The organism is Methylomonas sp. LWB, assembly GCF_001856095.1.
In the GTDB taxonomy this organism is placed as follows: domain Bacteria; phylum Pseudomonadota; class Gammaproteobacteria; order Methylococcales; family Methylomonadaceae; genus Methylomonas; species Methylomonas koyamae_A.
On record NZ_MKMC01000002.1, the window covers coordinates 162,789 to 181,822 of the forward strand.

At 51.4% G+C, this 19,034-nt stretch carries 8 protein-coding genes; 7 read left to right on the top strand and 1 reads right to left on the bottom strand.

Features of this window, described 5'->3' with window-relative positions; translation table 11 throughout:
- Positions 1 to 35 precede the first annotated feature (35 nt).
- From BJL95_RS00745 to BJL95_RS00755, 3 genes are all read left to right on the top strand, one after another.
- On the top strand, positions 36 to 824 hold the full coding sequence (locus tag BJL95_RS00745; RefSeq protein ID WP_083385538.1) for a transglycosylase domain-containing protein: 789 nt from the start codon (positions 36 to 38) through the stop codon (positions 822 to 824).
- Between the two features lie 93 nt (positions 825 to 917).
- Entirely contained in the window at positions 918 to 1,262 is a 345-nt protein-coding gene (locus tag BJL95_RS00750) for an SPFH domain-containing protein (protein WP_071154884.1), read from the top strand.
- Between the two features lie 35 nt (positions 1,263 to 1,297).
- Positions 1,298 to 1,996 (top strand): sugar kinase, encoded by a 699-nt coding sequence (locus BJL95_RS00755; RefSeq protein WP_254786651.1) that lies wholly within the window; start codon positions 1,298 to 1,300, stop codon positions 1,994 to 1,996.
- Between the two features lie 179 nt (positions 1,997 to 2,175).
- On the opposite strand, the gene BJL95_RS24995 is transcribed toward BJL95_RS00755, so the two are convergent.
- Positions 2,176 to 2,343 carry a hypothetical protein gene (locus tag BJL95_RS24995; protein ID WP_175463624.1) on the bottom strand — a complete coding sequence of 56 codons (168 nt, stop codon included), beginning with the start codon at positions 2,341 to 2,343 and terminating at the stop codon, positions 2,176 to 2,178.
- Between the two features lie 455 nt (positions 2,344 to 2,798).
- On the opposite strand from BJL95_RS24995, the gene BJL95_RS00760 reads away from it, so the two are divergent.
- The 4 genes from BJL95_RS00760 to BJL95_RS00775 all read left to right on the top strand — a co-directional run.
- The gene (locus BJL95_RS00760; protein WP_071154885.1) at positions 2,799 to 8,102 is read left to right on the top strand and encodes a non-ribosomal peptide synthetase; all 5,304 of its coding nucleotides are present in this window, start codon (positions 2,799 to 2,801) and stop codon (positions 8,100 to 8,102) included.
- Between the two features lie 81 nt (positions 8,103 to 8,183).
- Complete coding sequence (locus BJL95_RS00765) at positions 8,184 to 9,791, top strand: MBL fold metallo-hydrolase (RefSeq protein ID WP_071154886.1); 1,608 nt, start codon at positions 8,184 to 8,186, stop codon at positions 9,789 to 9,791.
- Between the two features lie 38 nt (positions 9,792 to 9,829).
- Entirely contained in the window at positions 9,830 to 17,773 is a 7,944-nt protein-coding gene (locus tag BJL95_RS00770; RefSeq protein WP_083385539.1) for a non-ribosomal peptide synthetase, read from the top strand.
- Positions 17,773 to 19,034, top strand: a 1,262-nt coding sequence (locus BJL95_RS00775; protein ID WP_254786652.1) for a condensation domain-containing protein, incomplete at its 3' end; no start/stop codon positions are given. The genes BJL95_RS00770 and BJL95_RS00775, both read left to right, overlap by 1 nt.

Consider the following 19,034-nt stretch of genomic DNA (forward strand, 5'->3'; position numbering starts at 1 on the left):
GATCCGGACGCTAGGGTTTGCTCTAGGTGTGCAGTGTGAATTTTAGACGACTGACGCGTGTTGTCGCGGTCCTGCTTTTGCTTTCCGGCACTGTGTTGACTGGCTACTATGCCAACGAAATCCGTGTTGCGCGTAGCGAGACGCCCAAAATTCTAGCCCTAGCCTGGCAAACCCACGGCAAACGGATCAGCTTACGGGATCTGCCGCTCCAACGTTTGCAATGGCTCCTGGCGATAGAGGATCCGGCCTTTTACGAACACCAAGGGGTGGACCTCTACACACCGGGTGCGGGCATGACGACGATCAGCCAGGGTTTGGTCAAGCTGTTATATTTTCCAGACGGATTTCAGAAGGGTATCGCCAAGATTCGCCAAACCTTGATAGCCCGGTACGCATTCGATACGCTGGTGTCGAAAGAAGAACAACTGGCGTTGCTGCTGAATACCGCATACCTGGGGCAAGTGAACGGTGTCGCGATTTATGGTTTTTCCGCCGCCGCCGAAACCTATTTTCACCGGAATTTTGCCGCCCTTTCGGATGGAGAATTCAAGTCGCTGGTAGCCATGCTTGCCGCTCCGGACCGGTTCGTTCCCGGTTCTTCCGCGCTGCTTGAGCGCACCGCACGAATCAACGCATACCTGTCGGGCGCGTACCAACCGGCGAGCGTTCTGGATACAGAGTACGACGGTAAGACTAAAGGCTCGCTCGGAGAAGAGAGCTTTATGGCTATGCTACGGCTCATCACAGGCGCAAAACCGCAGATTCAAGCCAATTCAGCGGTCAGGCACAGCCAACCCGTAATTCCGTCAGGCCCGTCACATTAAGTCAGGCTCGGTGAGTCACATTTGAAATGGTCTAATAATCCCGGACGCTTCTAAAGGCAGAATTCATACTACTTCAAAAGGTGGCCATAAGTAATGACAAAAACGCCGGATTCAGGATCAACGTTTGTCATTAAAACCGTCAATGGCAAGGTTCGAAAAAAAGGTAAAGGCTTGAGCTTTTTATACAATGTCGCCACGGCTTCGATCGCCGCCGTACCGGTCAGTGCTCAGGAAGCTCCCTTCATTTTCAAGCTGTTGACTGCAGACTTTCAATCTGTGACTGTGCAAGGCCAGATGACGTATCGTGTGGCCGAGCCGGAAAGCATGGCCGAGATGCTGAATTACAGCCTGAAAAACGACGGTCTGACTTATGTTTCGGAAGACCCATTGAAACTGTCGGATATCAGTGGCGTCTGCAAGAGGCCGAACGGACGCTGAAAGCATTGGGCCGGTTTCAACTGCTGGAACGGCGTTTGCTGCCCAATTACCAGTTTGGACCAACTGATATCGTGGTCACCATCGGCCAGGATGGACTGGTAGCCAATACCCTGAAATATCTCGAAGGCCAGCCGGTCATTGCCATCAATCCCGATCCTGATCGATGGGATGGGAAACTGCTGCCCTTCGAAATAGGGGAGTTACAATCAGTGGTGACGCGTACCCTTGCCGGCAAGTCGGCTTGCAAAACCATTACCTTTGCCGAGGCTAGGACCAATGATGGTCAACGCATTCTGGCAGTCAATGACCTGTTTGTCGGACCGAAAAGCCACACTTCGGCCCGATACCTGCTGTCGTGGAATGGCCGAGAGGAAACTCAATCATCGTCGGGCATCATTATCTCGACAGGCTTTGGCTCGACTGGCTGGTTTCAGTCGATCTTGGCAGGGGCCTTAGGCGTTTCCGGCAGCGAGTCCCATCCGCTTAAGAAGGGTTTTGCCTGGCATGAACAACGCTTGCAATTTACCGTTCGTGAACCGTTTCCGAGCCTGACTACCGGTACCAGCTTGGTATTCGGCGCCATCACACTCGCCACGCCGCTCAAACTGGAATCGCAGATGCCTGAAAATGGCGTGATCTTCTCGGACGGTATTGAAACCGACTACTTGGCATTCAATTCCGGTACCGTGGTGACGATCAGTTTGGCAGCGACTCAAGGGCAATTGATCGTTTGAATTTGGAATTTGACACATATTTAGGTATTTCAACGCCCCGCCGGTTTCAAATTGAAACCAATCTGACGCCACCAACAAAAGACCAGCTTTGGCAATGATGGATTTTTGAAGTATCAAATGCTCGGAATCGGCCATAGGACTAAGAGAAATAGTCAAATCTGGTGTATGGCTGAATTGAATCAGGCGGCCATCTGCTGGGTTTCTTCAGTTTTCCACGTTTCCATGATGACAGCGATGCCGTCCTGAAAACGGATGCCCTCAATCACCTCTGGCAGGCGTTTAAATCTGCGTATCTTGCGCCAACTTTTTTCGGCGACCAGCGCCAGTCGGAACACCAAACCCAACAAGGTATTGCGGGACAGGCAATTCTTAGTGCAGGTCGTTCGATGGCAAATAAAATCAACAACTTGTTAATGCAAGTTTGGCTTTGAAGGAGGGTGAATGTTTTCTTCTGGGTTTTTGGACATCTTCTAATGGACTGTTCAATTTCTCGGCGCAAGCCCTCCCAACTGCATCATCCGGGCAAAAACGGACAGATTGCAAGGGTGCTTTTGACCTGTTGCTACGCCAACACTATGGTGGGGAAATTATTTCCGTTAGTCGTCTCCATTTCAAATAACCGGTTTCAAGGAACGTTAGGTTTCTATTGTCAACCGACTAAAGCGCTCAAGCGCTACCGGTTTTACGCCACTTAGTAACAAGACAAAAGCAATACGCGATTATGAATTGCATTTGAAATTAGGGGCGGAAATTCAAAGACGAAATTTCATTCAACATTGGGTTGGATAGAACCGGAGGCAAGATGTTAAACGAGCGACATTATTTTGATGGTTCCGCCAATGATGTTTTAAGGGTAGAAGGAGCCACTTCTCTGACGGATGTGTTGCAGCGACGCACAGAATGTCATCCTCACCGGATTGCGTATACATTTTTGGATTATGGCGCATCAGGCCAGCATTCGCTGACCTATGGCGAACTGAACGCAAAATCCAGGCAATTAGCCGCATTGTTGCAGCAGATGGGTTTGCAAGGTGAGCGAGCCTTATTACTCTATCCGCCCGGCCTGGATTACATCGTAGCCTTTTTTGCTTGCCTTTGTGCAGGGGCGATTGCTGTTCCGGCCTATCCGCCGAGTAATAATCGGCATATGCCCAGACTACAGGCCATTCTCGATGACAGCAAAGCCAAAATAATTCTTACCACCCAGCAAGTTGCCAAGAACATTCGTCATTTCCCCGGCGCCACGGGTAATTTGTTAGATAAACATTGGTTGCAAACTGATGTCGTCGAACACAATGTCGATGCAAGCTCATGGCAGGCTCCTATCTTACAAGCGAAGGATTTGGCCTTTCTACAATACACCTCGGGCTCTACCGGCGACGCAAAGGGGGTGATGATTAGCCACGGTAACCTGATGGCTAATCAACAGTTAATCAAACGCCGATTTGGCCACGACGAACGGTCGACTGTGGTCGGTTGGCTCCCGCTTTATCACGACATGGGCCTGATCGGTAATGTCATGCAACCCCTGTATTGTGGCGCCAGTGCAATTTTGATGGCGCCGATGGCGTTTTTGGAAAAACCGCTACGCTGGTTGCAAGCCATTAGCGATTACCGTGCGCATACCAGTGGCGGTCCTAACTTTGCTTACGATTTGTGCGTCCAAAAAATCAATCGCGATGAATTGATGGGGATTAATCTCAGCAGTTGGCAATTGGCATTCAATGGCGCCGAGCCTATCAATCCGCTGACCTTGCAACGATTCAGCGACGCATTTAAGGCATGTGGATTCCAACGGCGTTCATTTTATCCCTGTTATGGCCTGGCCGAAGCAACATTACTGGCGACTGGCGGCGCTAAACAATCCCTTCCAAAGATTCGCGCATTCGATAAAGCCGCCTTAGAGCAAGGCATAGTCCATTCGATTGGTGATCATCAATTGAATGCCAGAAGCCTTGTAGGATGCGGAACCATCGATATTCATGATGGACAAGACTTGCGTATTGTCGATCTTGATAACGCCACTTGTTGCCCGAATGGTCGAATCGGAGAAATTTGGCTGAGCGGTCCCTGTATCGCCCGGGGCTATTGGCAGAATCCTGACGTTAGCGGAAAAACATTTGTTTACGATGCCCATGGCCAACCCTGGTTACGCACGGGTGACTTGGGATTTATCGACGGTGGAGAATTGTTCGTTTCCGGGCGCCTGAAAGATCTGATCATTATTCGTGGCCGTAATTATTATCCGCACGATCTTGAGTACGCTGTCGAAGCTGCAACCGATGCTTTGAATCCTGCATCGACAGCGGCATTTTCGGTTGATGAAGGCGATGGCGAAAGGCTGATTGTGTTAGCCGAATTAAAACGAAATCGAGTCAGACAAGGTGATTATCGAAGCGAGTTCTCGGCTATCCGTGCCCGGTTGACCGAAGAATGCGGTATCCAAGCCGACCAGATTTTGTTTCTAAAACCCGGCGCTATTTTAAAAACCAGTAGCGGAAAACTTCGGCGAAACGCTTGCCGTGAGCTTTTTATCCAGCATGGGTTTGAATTTATCGCCATCGACAACTTACAAGTGACGAGTGAAATATCACAGTCTTTAGTGAGTGTTGATTCGGGGGCAAGCGAACGCCGCTTATTGCGCCAAGCTTTACTCACGATGGATAGCGGCAATGCCGCCGATTTATTGGCAGAACATCTTGCACTGAAAGCCGCAGCGTTATCCGGATTGGCCGCAGGTGCTGTCGAATCAAACCATACGCTATCGCAACTGGGTTTGGATTCGTTGAAAGCCGTGGAAATGAAATATTTCATCGACGACTTGCTGGGCATCGATCTACCCATCACTGACTTACTCGGTAGCTCAACCTTATCTGCTTGTGCTGTAACCGCGCTGAGTCTGGCCAAACTTGCCGCCAACGCGCCTGTTTCTATTGCCAACGCCGACATAGATGGGGCTTTGAACTCCGCGATGTCTTACAACCAGCAGGCATTGTGGACCCAAGCGCAATTAGTATCGGGCAAAGCCTTGCACCACATGCTCATTGCATTGCAAATCAGGGGCGAATTAAACCGCGAAGCGCTGGGTCGCGCACTGATTGAATTACATCAGCGACATTTGCAATTACGTGTTGGGTTTAAGCTGGGCACCGATCAACATCCGGTTTGTCTACTTCTTGATCAACTAGAGCCATGGCTGGAACAGGTTGACTGCCGTGATCACTCGCAGCAAATGAAGAATCTGCAAATTTTCTTCAACAAGCCGTTTGACCTAGAGCATGGACCGCTACTGAGATGCGGGGTATTCAGTTGTGATGATGACTATCCTGTTCTGGCATTTTGTGCGCATCATTTAATCGTCGATTTTCGTTCTCTGCAAGTATTGCTGACGGAGTTACAAACACTCTATTTAGCTCAAAGCGCCGGTCAGACATCTCTATTGCCATCCTCTAAGTCGGTTTACTCGGATTATGTCGCATGGCAACGGAATTATCTGGACAGCGCTGCCGCCGAACAAGACTTGAACTATTGGCGGCGGCAGCTGGCTGGTGAGTTACCCAGGGTGGAGCTGCCAGGTGAACGATTATCTGCCGGTGCTGATTCAACCCAAAGTGCCGCGGAAACGCTACATATTTCGACTGAAACGTTGAATAAACTTAAGTGCTTGGCCGCAATTCATCACACCACGCTGTATACGCTGTTATTGAGTGTCTTTAAGACCCTGCTGTACCGCTATAGTGGTCAAACCGATCTAATCGTCGGCAGCCCAACCTTAGGACGACCCAAGCGCGAATTTGCAGATTTAGTGGGTTATTTTGTCAATCCAGTCGCATTGCGTAGCCGACCTCATGGCGAACAGCCATTCTGCGATTACTTGGCTCATGTCAGTACCACCGTGCTGGAAGCACTCGATCATCAACATTATCCCTATGCGTTGTTGGTGGAAAAAGTATTGCATCGCACCGCCAACGATATAGCACCATTTCGGACCTGGTTCGTATTGCAGTCCGCGGATGACCCATTGGCGGCGGCGCTGGCCTTGGGGCAATCCGGTATTGCCGGCCAGTGGGGCGATGTTGCGGTTGCAACGGTTGCCTTGCCGGAAAGATCGGAAGAGTTCGATTTGGCCTTGCTATGCGCGGAAATTGATCAGGGTTTGAAGGTCGTGTTTAGCTATCGTTGTGACGTCATGAGCCGATTGACAGTGCTGCGTATGCTGGGACATTTTCAATGTCTGCTGAACGGCATATTGGCGGAACCCACCACCCGGTTGAGTCAATTAGCGTTTTTGACTGTGCCGGAAAAACAGCAGCTGGCTGCCTGGAATAGCACAACAACTTGTTACCCAGAGCACCGGAGTATCGTTGATCTATTTGAAGCGGTTGTAGATCGTCAACCCCAGGCAACGGCTTTGATATTTGGCGAGCAGCGAATTTCCTATGCCGAGTTAAATCAGCGAGCCAACCGGTTGGCGCATTATCTGATCGCACAAGGTGCCGGTCCGGAGCGTCGCATCGCGTTAAGCATGCCCCGTGGTTCTGCCCTATTGATCGGCATGTTGGCCATCTTGAAAGCAGGTGCGGTCTATGTACCTGTTGATCCAAGCTATCCCCAAGAACGGCAGACTTATTTGTTTCAGGATGCTGGGGCTGATTGGTTATTAACTGTGATGTCCTTGGCATCGGCTTTGGATTCCGGCCACTTAGTGAAAATCTGCGTCGACGAACCGCATCAGTTCGGCGCATACAGTGCGACTAACCCATCTGTTAAGCGATTTCCGACATCCGCTGCCTACCTGATTTACACCTCCGGTTCGACCGGTCAACCCAAAGGTGTGGTGGTCAGCCATGCCAATCTGTTGCATTCAACATTGGCGAGAAGCACTCACTATCGTGAACCGCTTGATTGTTACCTGCTATTACCGTCGTTTGCATTCGATAGCTCGGTGGCTGGCATTTTCTGGAGTTTAAGCCAGGGAGCTGCCCTTTGTTTACCTAACGACAACTTACTGAAAGAACCGCTTGGATTGGGTGCCTTGATTGAGCAAAACCAGGTCACTCACCTTTTAACCTTGCCTTCGTTATATCAAGTGTTACTGGAGCACGTTCCCAGCGTTGCTTTGCAAAGCCTGCATGCCGCCATTGTCGCAGGCGAAGCTTGCCCAGGCGTCTTGGCTGAACTCCATCACACGCGTTTACCGAACGTCGAGTTATTCAACGAATACGGTCCGACCGAAGCCACAGTATGGTGCAGTGTTTATCGCGTTCAACCGACCGATTGCGATGCGACACTACCGATAGGCACCCCCATTGCCAATATGCGCATCCACATCGTCGATGCCGCTATGCAAGCCGTCGCTGTCGGTGTCGCGGGTGAATTACTGGTTGGCGGCGAGGGTATTAGTCGTGGGTATATCGGCCAACCCGGTTTGACCGCAGAACGCTTTGTACCGGATCCGTTCGCGCACGATGGCGGGCGCTTATACCGAACTGGCGATCGGGTGAGGTATCGCGCGGACGGAAATATTGAATTTTTAGGGCGTTTCGATCAGCAAGTCAAAATCAGAGGCTATCGCATTGAACTCGGTGAAATCGAAGCCTGCTTATTGCGTCATCCAGGCGTGAATGCCGCCGCCGTCATCGTTCGAGAAGACGCACCGGGTATGAAGCGTCTGGTCGCCTATTGGAGCGGTGATGCTTCGGTTCAGGATGGGTTGAAGTCTCTGCTTAAGGATGGACTGCCCGACTACATGCAGCCATCGGCTTGGGTATGGCTTGAGTCCATGCCGTTGAATGCCAATGGCAAGCTGGATCGCAAAGCGCTGCCAATGCCGGAAATTCGGACCGACGATCAAGACACCTTTGTGGCGCCGCGCGACGAGGCAGAGGAAGCGGTAGCGTCTATCTGGCGTGAAGTCCTGGGTATTGATCGTTTGAGCATTCACGATGACTTTTTCGAGCTGGGAGGACACTCATTGGCGGGCGTGCAAGTGATGGCAAAAATACAGGAAATGTTCGCAATCGATCTACCCGTCAACGTGTTGTTCGAGGCAACGACGCTAGCCAAATTCGTTGATCGCATGGCTGAGTGTCAGAGTGAAGAATGATGAAGCATAGCCTGGATTTTGGAGCGAATTGGTTCATTTCCAATGGCTTGATAACGAATTAATGAACAAGAAACGGAAACCATGAACGACAAAACGCTATACCGACTTGCAGATTCCACCGCAGTAGAAGCGCTGGTTGATCACTGGGTTGCCTGGCCGCACACTTTTTCGCCGGTCCCCTACAGCCTGCATATGCTGAATTATCAGAAGAAGAACCTGACCTCGTACCTGCAAAATCCGGAAATTCATCTTAAATCCAGCGCTAATCCAAAACTGCTGGGTGGTCCTTTTGTGAACGTACCGCTCGACAGAGTGGCCGACATTGCGCAAATGTTGGAACGTATGGGCGGTGAGCATGCGGAAAGTCTACAAATGGCCGAAGACCTCATCGCTTTTCAGAATCTGCTGGATCGAGAGGCTATCGGGCAAAGTCTGGAAGTGTATTACCCTCAGCTACCCCAGTCGTTACGCGGTTTCGTCGAACTGCTCTATGACTATAACAACCGCCCGATTGTTCGCTGTATCGAGAGCCTTTTTTATAAAAGCCGGCATTACAAAAAACATTTGCAGTCGTTACGGCTTTTTACCCAAACCCACGACAGAGTCCGTGCGTATTATATGAGTACGCCACGCCTGCCCGATGACGATAGCGTATCTTGGCAGATTCCGTTTGCCGAGTCGGCCGTCGACGAATTATTCAAACTGGATAGTCAGCCTCAATCCCTGGGCTATATCCGGGAGGTTCTGGGCTTGGATGCTGGCGACGAAGATAAACTGATCCGTTTATTAACCGCGCAATCGGCTCGCACTGCCGAACCCTGGCAGGGTCCAGGTGCGCGCGTCCGATACCTTGGTCACGCCGGCGTATTAATCGAAGCCGCTGGTATTGCCGTGCTGATTGATCCCTTCATTGCTGTAAAACCCAGTCAGGGTGGAATAGATCGTTATAGTTTTCAAGATTTGCCGGCGCATATCGATTACGTGCTAATTACTCATGTTCATCATGACCATTATGTCTTCGAAACCCTATTACGGTTACGGCACAAAATTGGTTGCCTAGTTGTACCTAAAAGTTCGGGCATTTTTTATGCCGATATCTCGATGAAACTGTTGGCCAGAGAATTGGGTTTTCAGCAGGTCGTTGAAGTTGATCCGTTAGACAGTATCTCGTTTACCGGTGGTGAGATCGTCGCGGTACCTTTCCTGGGCGAACACAATGATTTGCCTTTTGCGAAAAGCGCGTATTTAGTTCGTGTCGGGAATCGGAAATTATTATTCGCTGCCGATTCGAACTGCCTGGATAAGCACATGTACCAGAATCTATGTGCTGAATATGGATCTATCGACACGGTGTTTTTAGGCATGGAATGCATTGGCGCACCGCTCTCCTGGGTTTACGGCGCTTTATTACCCAAGCTGCCGGATCACAAGCATTGCCAGGCCAGACGCTCCAACGGTAGTAATGCCGAAGGTGCATTGCAATTACTGGATGCCGTCGGCGCCAGTCGCGTCTACATCTACGCCATTGGTCGTGAGCCGTGGCTGCAATATTTCATGGCGCTGGAGCCGGAAGACGACGATGCCTACATTCGCGAAATCAACAAAATGTTAGCGGTTTGTCATGAGCGTGGCTTTAGCGATGCCCGGCGTCTATATGGACGCGACGAAATTTTTCTAGGCCAGGATTAAGTCGGCTCTCTTTTATCAACTTAAGGATTCGACAAGACATGACTATCTCAACCGCTAACCCTGTTTCCGTAACAACTGATCGATCGCGTTTGATTGCCCGCCTCGGGCAGAATACCACGGCTGACTCGATAGCGAAGCGCGCAGCTGGTGAAACGGCGCCTTTATCCTATTCGCAAGAGCGGCTATGGATTATGTCGCAATTGGAGCCGGACAATCCGATTTATAACGTTGCCGGAGCCGTGCGGCTTGATGGCGCTTTACGCGGCGAGCTGTTGGCGCAAGCCTTGAGCGAAGTGGTCCGGCGCCACGAAATTTTGCGCAGTCGTTTTTTGGCGTTGGAAGGGGGGCCGTGCCAGCAAGTCGAAACCGAAGCGCAATTGCCGCTGGAAGATTGGGATTTGTCGGCGTTGGCGGAAAACGAAAAAATGCCGGCTTTCGAGACGCGGGCGCAAGACTTCATTCGCCGCCCGTTCCGGCTAGACCTGCAGCCGCCGCTTCGGGGAGCATGGGTTGACTTGGGCGGTGAGCGGCATATTCTGTTGCTGGTCTTACACCATATGGTGTCCGATCGTTGGTCGGTCGCGGTGTTGATGCAAGAAGTCGCGACCCTTTACCAAGCCTCCGCCGAAGGCCGGCCGTCGCCTTTACCGGAACTGGCGATTCAATACGCCGATTATTGCGTTTGGCAACGCGGCCGCGACGCGCAACGGCAAAGCCAATTGGAATATTGGACGGCCAAGTTGGCCGGCGCGCCGCCGCTGCTGGAATTGCCCTTGGACCGTCCGCGGCCGCCGCAGCCTAGTTACAGCGGCGAAGTTTATCGCTTCGAATTAAGCGAGGATTTGAGCCGGCAAGTCAAGCAATTGGCCGGGCAACACAAGGCCACATTGTTCATGGTCATGGCGGCGGCGTTTTCGGCGCTGTTGCACCGCTATTCCGGCAGCCGGGATTTTTGCATCGGCTATCCGGCGGCCGGCCGCAATCGTAGCCAGGTTGCCAGTTTGATCGGTTTTTTCGTCAATACCTTGGTCTTGCGTTGCCGGGTCGACGACGAAATCTCTTTCGCCGACTGCTTGGCTCAGCTTCGCGAGCAAGCCTTACAGGACCAAAATCACCAAGAATTAGCTTTTGGACAATTATTGGATGCCCTGAATCCGCCCCGCAACCCCAGCCATGCGCCCTTGTTTCAAGTGATGTTGGCGGTGCAGAACGTGCCGGCGGCGGATTTTCGGATGGGGAATTTGAATGTTTCGCCTTTGACGTTAAACAACGGCGCCGCCCAGTTCGATTTGACCTTGTTCGTCGACGAAGGGGAGGGGCGTTTAGCATGCAGTTTCGAGTATGCCAAAGACTTATTCGCCGCCGAAACGATAGAGCGGATGGCCGGGCATTTGCAAACTTTGCTGGCCGGCGCATGCCGGCATCCAGATTCCGTCGTGTCTCGTTTGCCATTGTTGAGCGCCGACGAATACCGGCAATGGACTGGGGATTGGAGCGGCAAGGATGAGGTTTATCCGCAACAACCGCTAATCCACCAATGGTTTGCCGAACAGGCAGCCCGTTATTCAAATCGTCCGGCATTAGTGTTTGCCGATCGAACCCTGAGTTACCGACAGCTCGACGATCAGGCGGAAGCTTGGGCATTAACCTTAAACCGGCAAGGTCTGGGCCGGGGCAACCGAGTCGGTGTCAGTTTGCAGCGATCCGTCGAATTGATCGTGGTTTTACTCGGCGTGCTGAAAAGCGGCGCTGCCTATGTGCCGCTCGATCCGGATTACCCCGACGACAGGTTGGCGTTCATGTTGGCCGATGCAAGCGTCGATCTTTTGGTGACGCACGGCGAACTGGCCGGAAAATTCGCTCGCGATGGTTTGGCGCTGTTGTTGGTGGATCAAGCGCCGAACGATATGGCGAAGCTTGCCGTTGGCGGCGAGAAGCCCGAGCGACACGAACCTGGCCCTCACGACATCGCTTATGTCATTTATACCTCGGGTTCCACGGGTTCACCCAAGGGCGTTGCCGTCAGTCACGGCAATTTGTTGCACTCGACGCTGGTCAGAACCCGCTATTACCAAGAGCCGTTCAGCGGCTTTTTACTGCTATCGTCGTTTGCCTTCGACAGCTCAGTGGCCGGGATCTTCTGGACCTTGACCCAAGGCGCGAGCCTTTGCTTGCCACAAAAAGAAGCATTAACCGATCCCCGTGCGCTGGCAGGATTGATCGAATGCCACGGCATAAGCCACCTGTTGGCTTTGCCGTCGTTTTATGCGGCCATCGCCGATGCCGTCGAACCGGCTAGGCTGCCGAGCCTGAAAGCTGTAATCGTCGCTGGCGAAGCTTGCTCAGGCGAAGTTGCCGCCAAGCATCGCCGATTATTTCCGGATGCCTCGTTTTACAACGAGTACGGGCCGACCGAAAACAGCGTCTGGAGCAGCGTTTACCGGTTGGATGGCGAGCCGTCGGCGATGTTGCCGATAGGCAGGCCTATCGACAATGTGCGGATATACATTCTCGATCGCTGCCTGCAGCCGGTGCCGGCCGGCGTCTCCGGCGAACTTTTCGTTGGCGGCCTGGGAGTAGCACAAGGCTATCTGAACCGTCCCGAGCTGACGGCCGAACGCTTCGTCCCTGATTTCTTCCAAGCCGGCGGCGGACGTTTGTACAAAACCGGCGATTTGGCTCGTTACCGGGCCGACGGCATGATCGAGTTCCTGGGCCGCATCGACCATCAAGTCAAGATTCGAGGTTTCAGAATAGAGCTCGGCGAAATCGAAGCCCGGTTGCTGACCCTGCCCGGAGTCAAAGAGGCCGTGGTGCTGGCTAGGGAAGATCATCCCGGCGATAAACGCTTGGTGGCTTACATCGTCGAAGCGAAAGCAGACTGTTTGCAAGTCGGGGTCCTAAAACACGAACTGAAGCAAGTTTTGCCGGACTACATGATGCCCAGTGCCTTCGTGGTGTTGGACGAGATGCCGCTGTCCGCCAACGGCAAGCTCGACCGCAAACAGCTGCCGGCGCCGGACTGGAACGGGCAAGGGGCGGGCCAATACGAAGCGCCGCAGAGTTCCGTCGAAGTCGCCTTTGCGCAAATCTGGCAAGGTTTGTTGGGCGTCGAGCGTGTTGGCCGCCACGATAATTTCTTCGCCTTGGGCGGAGATTCCATTCTCAGCATCCAGATGGTCAGCCGCGCCCGGCAGGCCGGCATCGTCGTGACGCCCAAACAGCTATTCGAACGGCCGACGATCGCGGAACTGGCAACGGTCGCCGAAACCGCCAGTACAGCGGTCGCCGAGCAAGGCATGGTGACGGGTAACGTGGCCCTGACGCCGATCCAGCACTGGTTTTTCGGACAAGGTTTCGTCGATCCTCATCACTGGAATCAGGCCTTGATACTGAGCGTCAAGCCCGAGCTAACGCCGGCGGTGTTCGAGGCCGCGCTACGCACATTGTTGGTCCAGCACGACGCCCTGCGGATGCGATTCATGGAAGAAGCTGGCCGGTGGCGGCAAACCAATTTGGGCGAAGAGGCTCACAAAATCTTCGAATGCGTCGATTTGTCCACCGTCTTGGACGAACAACGCGGTGATCTGTTACGGGCGAAAGCGGGCGCTTGCCAAGCATCGCTGAATTTAAGCCAAGGGCCGTTGCTGCGCGCGGTTTGGTTCGAGCTAGGCAATGGCGAGCGGCGCGTGGTGATCGTCATTCACCACTTGGTGGTCGACGGCGTATCCTGGCGCATTTTGTTGGAAGACTTGGAAAGCGCCTGTCGTCAAGGATTGGCCGGCCAAAACATACGCCTGCCGGCCAAAACGACGTCTTTTCAATATTGGGCCGAACGACTGAAGCAAGTGACGCACACTGGCGACTTCGAGCTCAATCTCGACTACTGGCTAGACCCGTGCCGTCGGCAAGCGCAAACTTTGCCGGTCGATTACCCTGCTGGTATCAATTTGATCGGGTCGGAAGATGCCGTCACAATTAAGCTAAGTATCGAACAGACCCGAGTTTTACTGCAAGAAGTGCCAAAGGCCTATCGTACCCAGGTCGATGATCTGTTGTTGACTGCTCTGGTACTGGCCTTGTGCGACTGGAGCAACAGTCAGTCGCAAATGGATACTATGGGCAAAGTGATTGGGGCTGATTCCTTGATTAGCTATTGGCTTATCGAGTGTGAAAGTCATGGTCGAGAACACTTGAGGGACGATCTTGATGTGTCGCGTACCGTGGGCTGGTTTACCACCGTCTACCCGGTCTTGTTGAGCGTTAACTCTAGCGACGGCTTAGCGCAGCATCTGAAAAGCATCAAGGAACAACTGCGCAGCATTCCGGGGAACGGCATCGGTTACAGTCTGTTGCGTTACCTATCGGACGACGCCGAAATTAGACAAAACTTAGCCAGCCAGCCACAACCCCAGATTATCTTCAACTATTTGGGACAGCTCGACACTGCGTTGGAAGATGACGGCTTGTTTGCGCTTGGTTCGGACCCAGTCGGTGTCAGCTACGATCTAGCCAGCGAACGCGCTCACGAACTCGATGTTGTGGCCAGTATCCAAGCTGGCCAACTGCAACTGAGTTGGCGTTACAGTCGCGCCCGCTACCGACGTGCTACTTTAAAAACCCTGGCTGGTCACTACCAATTTCATCTTGAAGCTCTGATAGATCATTGCCGGCAAGCCGAAAGTGGTGGTTATACCCCCTCAGACTTCCCATTAGCGGCCCTAACGCAAACTCAATTAGACGCTCTAGATCTAACACCGAGGATGATTGAGGATGTTTATCCTCTATCACCACTACAACACGGCTTGATGTTCCATAGTCTTTATCAACCTGATACCAACGTTTATCGCATCCAGCTGTCTTGCAGATTGACCGGTCCACTCGAAATAAGCGCGTTCAAGCTCGCTTGGCAACAACTCTTACAGCACCACGCAATCCTGCGTACCCGATTTTGGGTGCAAGGATTGGCGCAACCACTGCAAATCGTTGAACACCAAGCGAAGTTATCAATTGTCGTACATGATTGGCGAGAGATGTCCGAATCAGAACAACAACAACGCTGGCAAACTATGCAAGTTGACGATCGCCAGCAAGGCTATGATTTTCATGAAGCTCCGCTGATGCGGCTGAATTTGGCTCGAATCGGTGAGAAGCAACATTATTTGCTATGGAGTTATCACCACATCCTGATTGATGGTTGGAGTATGCCGATGTTGATCCGAGAAGTCTTCACTATTTACCATGAGTTACGGCGAGGTGAAGAATTAAAACTTGTCCCTACCCAAGCCTATCGTAATTACATTGCTTGGCTGCAAAACCAGGACATGGCTGCGGCAGAGCACTACTGGCGGGACCAGCTGGCAGGCTTCGAATCTGTAACGGTTCTCGGTGTAGACATGGGGCGAGGCAGTAAAAGTTTGCTAGGGGAAAACCGTAAACATCAACTAGTACTGACCGCCGACGAAACCCAATGTCTGCAACGTTGCGTCAGACATCAGAAATTGAGCCTCAATACCTTAATGCAAGCCGCCTGGGCTCTGTTGCTGAGTCACTACAGTGGTACTAGCGACGTAGTGTTCGGCATTACCGTTGCCGGGAGACCAGCGGAACTCATTGGCATAGAACAACAAGTCGGATTGTTCATTAACACATTGCCAGTGCGGGTACGTATCGCTCCGCAAACAAGTCTATGCGACTGGTTGCAAGCGATGTTCGAACATAACCAGACGTTACGCCGCTATGAATACGCCCCGTTGGCACAAATCCAAATCTGGTCCGAGCTTGGGCGTGGCCAATCCTTGTTTGATAGCCTGCTGGTCTTTGAAAACTACCCCATCGATCAAACCTTGATGAATATTGAGGGGGAGTTGGTTATCGACGAAGTATCGAGCTTTGACCTGACCAACTACCCGTTGAACCTAACTGTGTCCCCCGGTGAATGTCTGCGTCTGGAGATTAGTTACGACAGCGGTCGTTTTTCGGACAGTATTGTGACCGAAATGCTCGAACACCTGCGACAACTGCTCAAGGTCTGCGTTGATCGACCGCAAGCCAAATTGGGCACTTTGCCGATGTTGAGCGAAGCTAAACAACGACAAATTCTGAAAGACTGTAACGCGACCGAAGTTGAATATCCCAAAGAACTCTGTATTCACCAGTTGTTCGAAGTTCAGGTTGAGAAGATGCCTGACGCCATCGCGTTAACAATAGACGGACTCAGTCTGAGTTATACCGAGTTGAATGCTAGAGCCAATCAGTTGTCGCGCTATCTGGTCGAGCTGGGTGTTGGCCCGGATGTTGTAGTGGCAATTGGGGTTCAACGCTCACTGGATATGTTTATTGCTGTTCTAGCAATTCTTAAGGCAGGGGGGGCATATCTTCCTCTTGATTTGAATTATCCATCAAAACGGTTGGAGTTCATGTTAAAGGATAGCGAGGTGGCAGTAATATTAACCCGGTCGAATCTACTAGAATTTCTAAAACCCGGGGAATTCCATCGTGTCAATTTAGACTTATTGCAAGATAAAATTGACAAACTATCGGAAGAAAATCTGAACGTAACCATATTTGCAAAAGGACTGGTATACGTCCTTTATACATCAGGTACCACAGATAGGCCAAAGGCTGTTATGGTTCAAAACGAGAACTTAGTTAATGCCTATTACTCCTGGCGTGATGCTTATCGATTAGGGGATAAGACACGAAGTCATTTACAAATGGCCAGTTTATCGTTCGATGTTTGTGCCGGAGATTTTGTACGCGCTTTACTATCCGGAGATAGACTGGTTATTTGCCCACGCGATATATTATTGGATGCCCCAAAACTATACAGATTGTTGCGCAATGAACATATTAAAGTAGCTGAATTCGTTCCGGCAGTATTAAGAAACTTAATCAGTTATATGGAACATGAGCGGTTGAATATTAGTTTTATGGACTTATTAATATGTGGATCTGATAGCTGGGGTTCTGAAGAATATAATTATTTTCTTGGTTTTCTCGGTGATCATGCCCGGCTAGTCAATAGTTATGGTCTGACCGAAGTGACTATCGATAGTATTTATTTCGAAGATAAGAAGGCTAATGGCGAGGAGTTATTGGCTATTGGAAGGCCTTTTAATAATACCAAGGCTTTTATTCTAAATAACGCTCAGCAGCCTTTGCCTATCGGGGTTGCGGGTGAGTTATTTCTTGCGGGTAATGGCATTACCCGGGGCTATCTTAAACAGCCGGGGCTAACTGCCGAAAAGTTTATCCCAAATCCGTATGGTCCGGACGGTAGTCGAATGTACAAGACCGGAGATCTGGCGCGCTATCGACCGGACGGCAACATTGAATATCTTGGTCGTATCGACCATCAAGTCAAAATCAGAGGCTTCAGGATAGAACTAGGCGAGATTGAATCGCAACTGGTGGCACATCCTGAAATCAAAGAAGCCGTAGTATTGGCGAAAGAAGACCAAGCCGGAGGTAAGCGTTTAGTGGCATATTTGGTTGAAGAACAACCTGGTACGTTACAACTAGATAACGTGAAAACTAAACTCAAACAAGTCTTGCCGGACTATATGCTACCGAGCGCTTTCGTAGTCCTCGGGCAAATGCCGCTTAGTCCCAACGGTAAGTTGGATAGAAAGAAGCTACCAGATCCCGATTTCGAAGATCACCGTTCTGAACAGTACATCGCCCCTCGCAATGAGATTGAAACCCGTCTGACTGAAATCTGGCAGGAAGTGTTAGGTGTGGAAAGAGTCGGCATCGAAGATGATTTTTTCGAATTGGGTGGGCATTCACTGCTGGCTACCCAGTTGGCGTCGCGGGTGGCTAAGTGTTTTGCGATCGACATGCCCTTGCGTAGCGTGTTCGAGGCCGGCAACGTCGCTACGTTGGCGGAAAAAATCGACGTGTTGCTCTGGGCTACCCGACCGGAAGCCGTAGAAGCTGGCTCTTTTAACGAAACCGATTTCGAGGAGATCGAATTTTGATGGTGTATCAATTACTTGCTTCGCTACGTGACTTAAATATCAAACTATTCGTCGAAGATGGAAATTTAAAGTGTAAGGCGCCGCCGGGCGCCTTGACCAATGAGCTTGCTCAACAAATCAAGGCGCAAAAGGTCGGACTGATTGATGTGCTTAGTGCCGTTAACAAGTCGGCCGTATCTTTCGCTGCACCGGGCGAGCGCAAAACGCCCATCCCCTTATCATTTGCCCAGCAACGCTTATGGTTTTTGGATCAGTTCGAACCGAATAGTCCATTTTATAACATCCCGGTGGCCTTACACCTGAAGGGCCGCGTGGACATCGCCGCTTTGACACAAAGCTTTCAGGAAATTGTTCGGCGTCACGAGGTTTTGCGGACTATATTCGTGATGGGCGAAGGCGGCGAGCCGGTACAGAAGATATTACCGGATCTTAAGCTTGATGTTGATCGTATCGATTTGAGCGCCGAACAAATTGATCAGGCTTCAGTTTGGCAGGCGATGTGTCGCGAAGAAGCAGCCAAACCCTTTGATTTGCAGCGGGGGCCGTTGATTAGGGCTAGCTTATTGATCTTAGTCGACAGCGGTAGCGAGCAAGAAGCCATCCTTATGCTGACGATGCATCACATCGTTTCGGACGGTTGGTCGTCGGCGGTTTTAATTAACGAGTTTGCTGCGTTGTATCGGGCTTTTTCACAAGGCCGGCCGTCACCTCTAGCTGAGTTACCGATTCAATACGCCGACTTCGCCTGTTGGCAACGCCGCTGGCTGAGTGGAGGGGAACTGGATCGGCAACTCAGCTACTGGCGCCAGCGGTTGGCTGATGCAACCGGCGTATTGGAATTGCCGACCGACCGACCCAGGCCAGCGGTGATGACTTATCGAGGGAGCAATATCAGTTTCGAGATTCCATTAGAGTTGGCTAGACAAGCTAGGGCTTTAAGCAAGCAATATAACGTTACTTTATTCATGCTGCTGCTGGCTGTGTTTAAACTGTTGTTGAGCCGATACAGTGGTCAGACCGATCTTTGTGTCGGCATCCCGGTTGCTAACCGCAATCGTCGGGAAATCGAAGACCTGATCGGTTTCTTCGTCAACACTCTGGTGTTGCGTAGCGACTTGTCGGCCAATCCGACCTTTGCCGAGCTGTTGGAACAAATCAGGGCGACGGTATTGGATGCGCAAAACCACCAGGACCTGCCATTTGAAAAATTGGTCGAAGCTTTGCAACCAGTACGGGATCCAAGTCGAAGTCCTTTGTTCCA

Coding starts and splice junctions, on each gene's coding strand:
- BJL95_RS00750 (WP_071154884.1), top strand. CDS start 918: ATGACAAAAACGCCGGATTCAGGATCAACGTTTGTCATTAAAACCGTC.
- BJL95_RS00760 (WP_071154885.1), top strand. CDS start 2,799: ATGTTAAACGAGCGACATTATTTTGATGGTTCCGCCAATGATGTTTTA.
- BJL95_RS00765 (WP_071154886.1), top strand. CDS start 8,184: ATGAACGACAAAACGCTATACCGACTTGCAGATTCCACCGCAGTAGAA.
- BJL95_RS00770 (WP_083385539.1), top strand. CDS start 9,830: ATGACTATCTCAACCGCTAACCCTGTTTCCGTAACAACTGATCGATCG.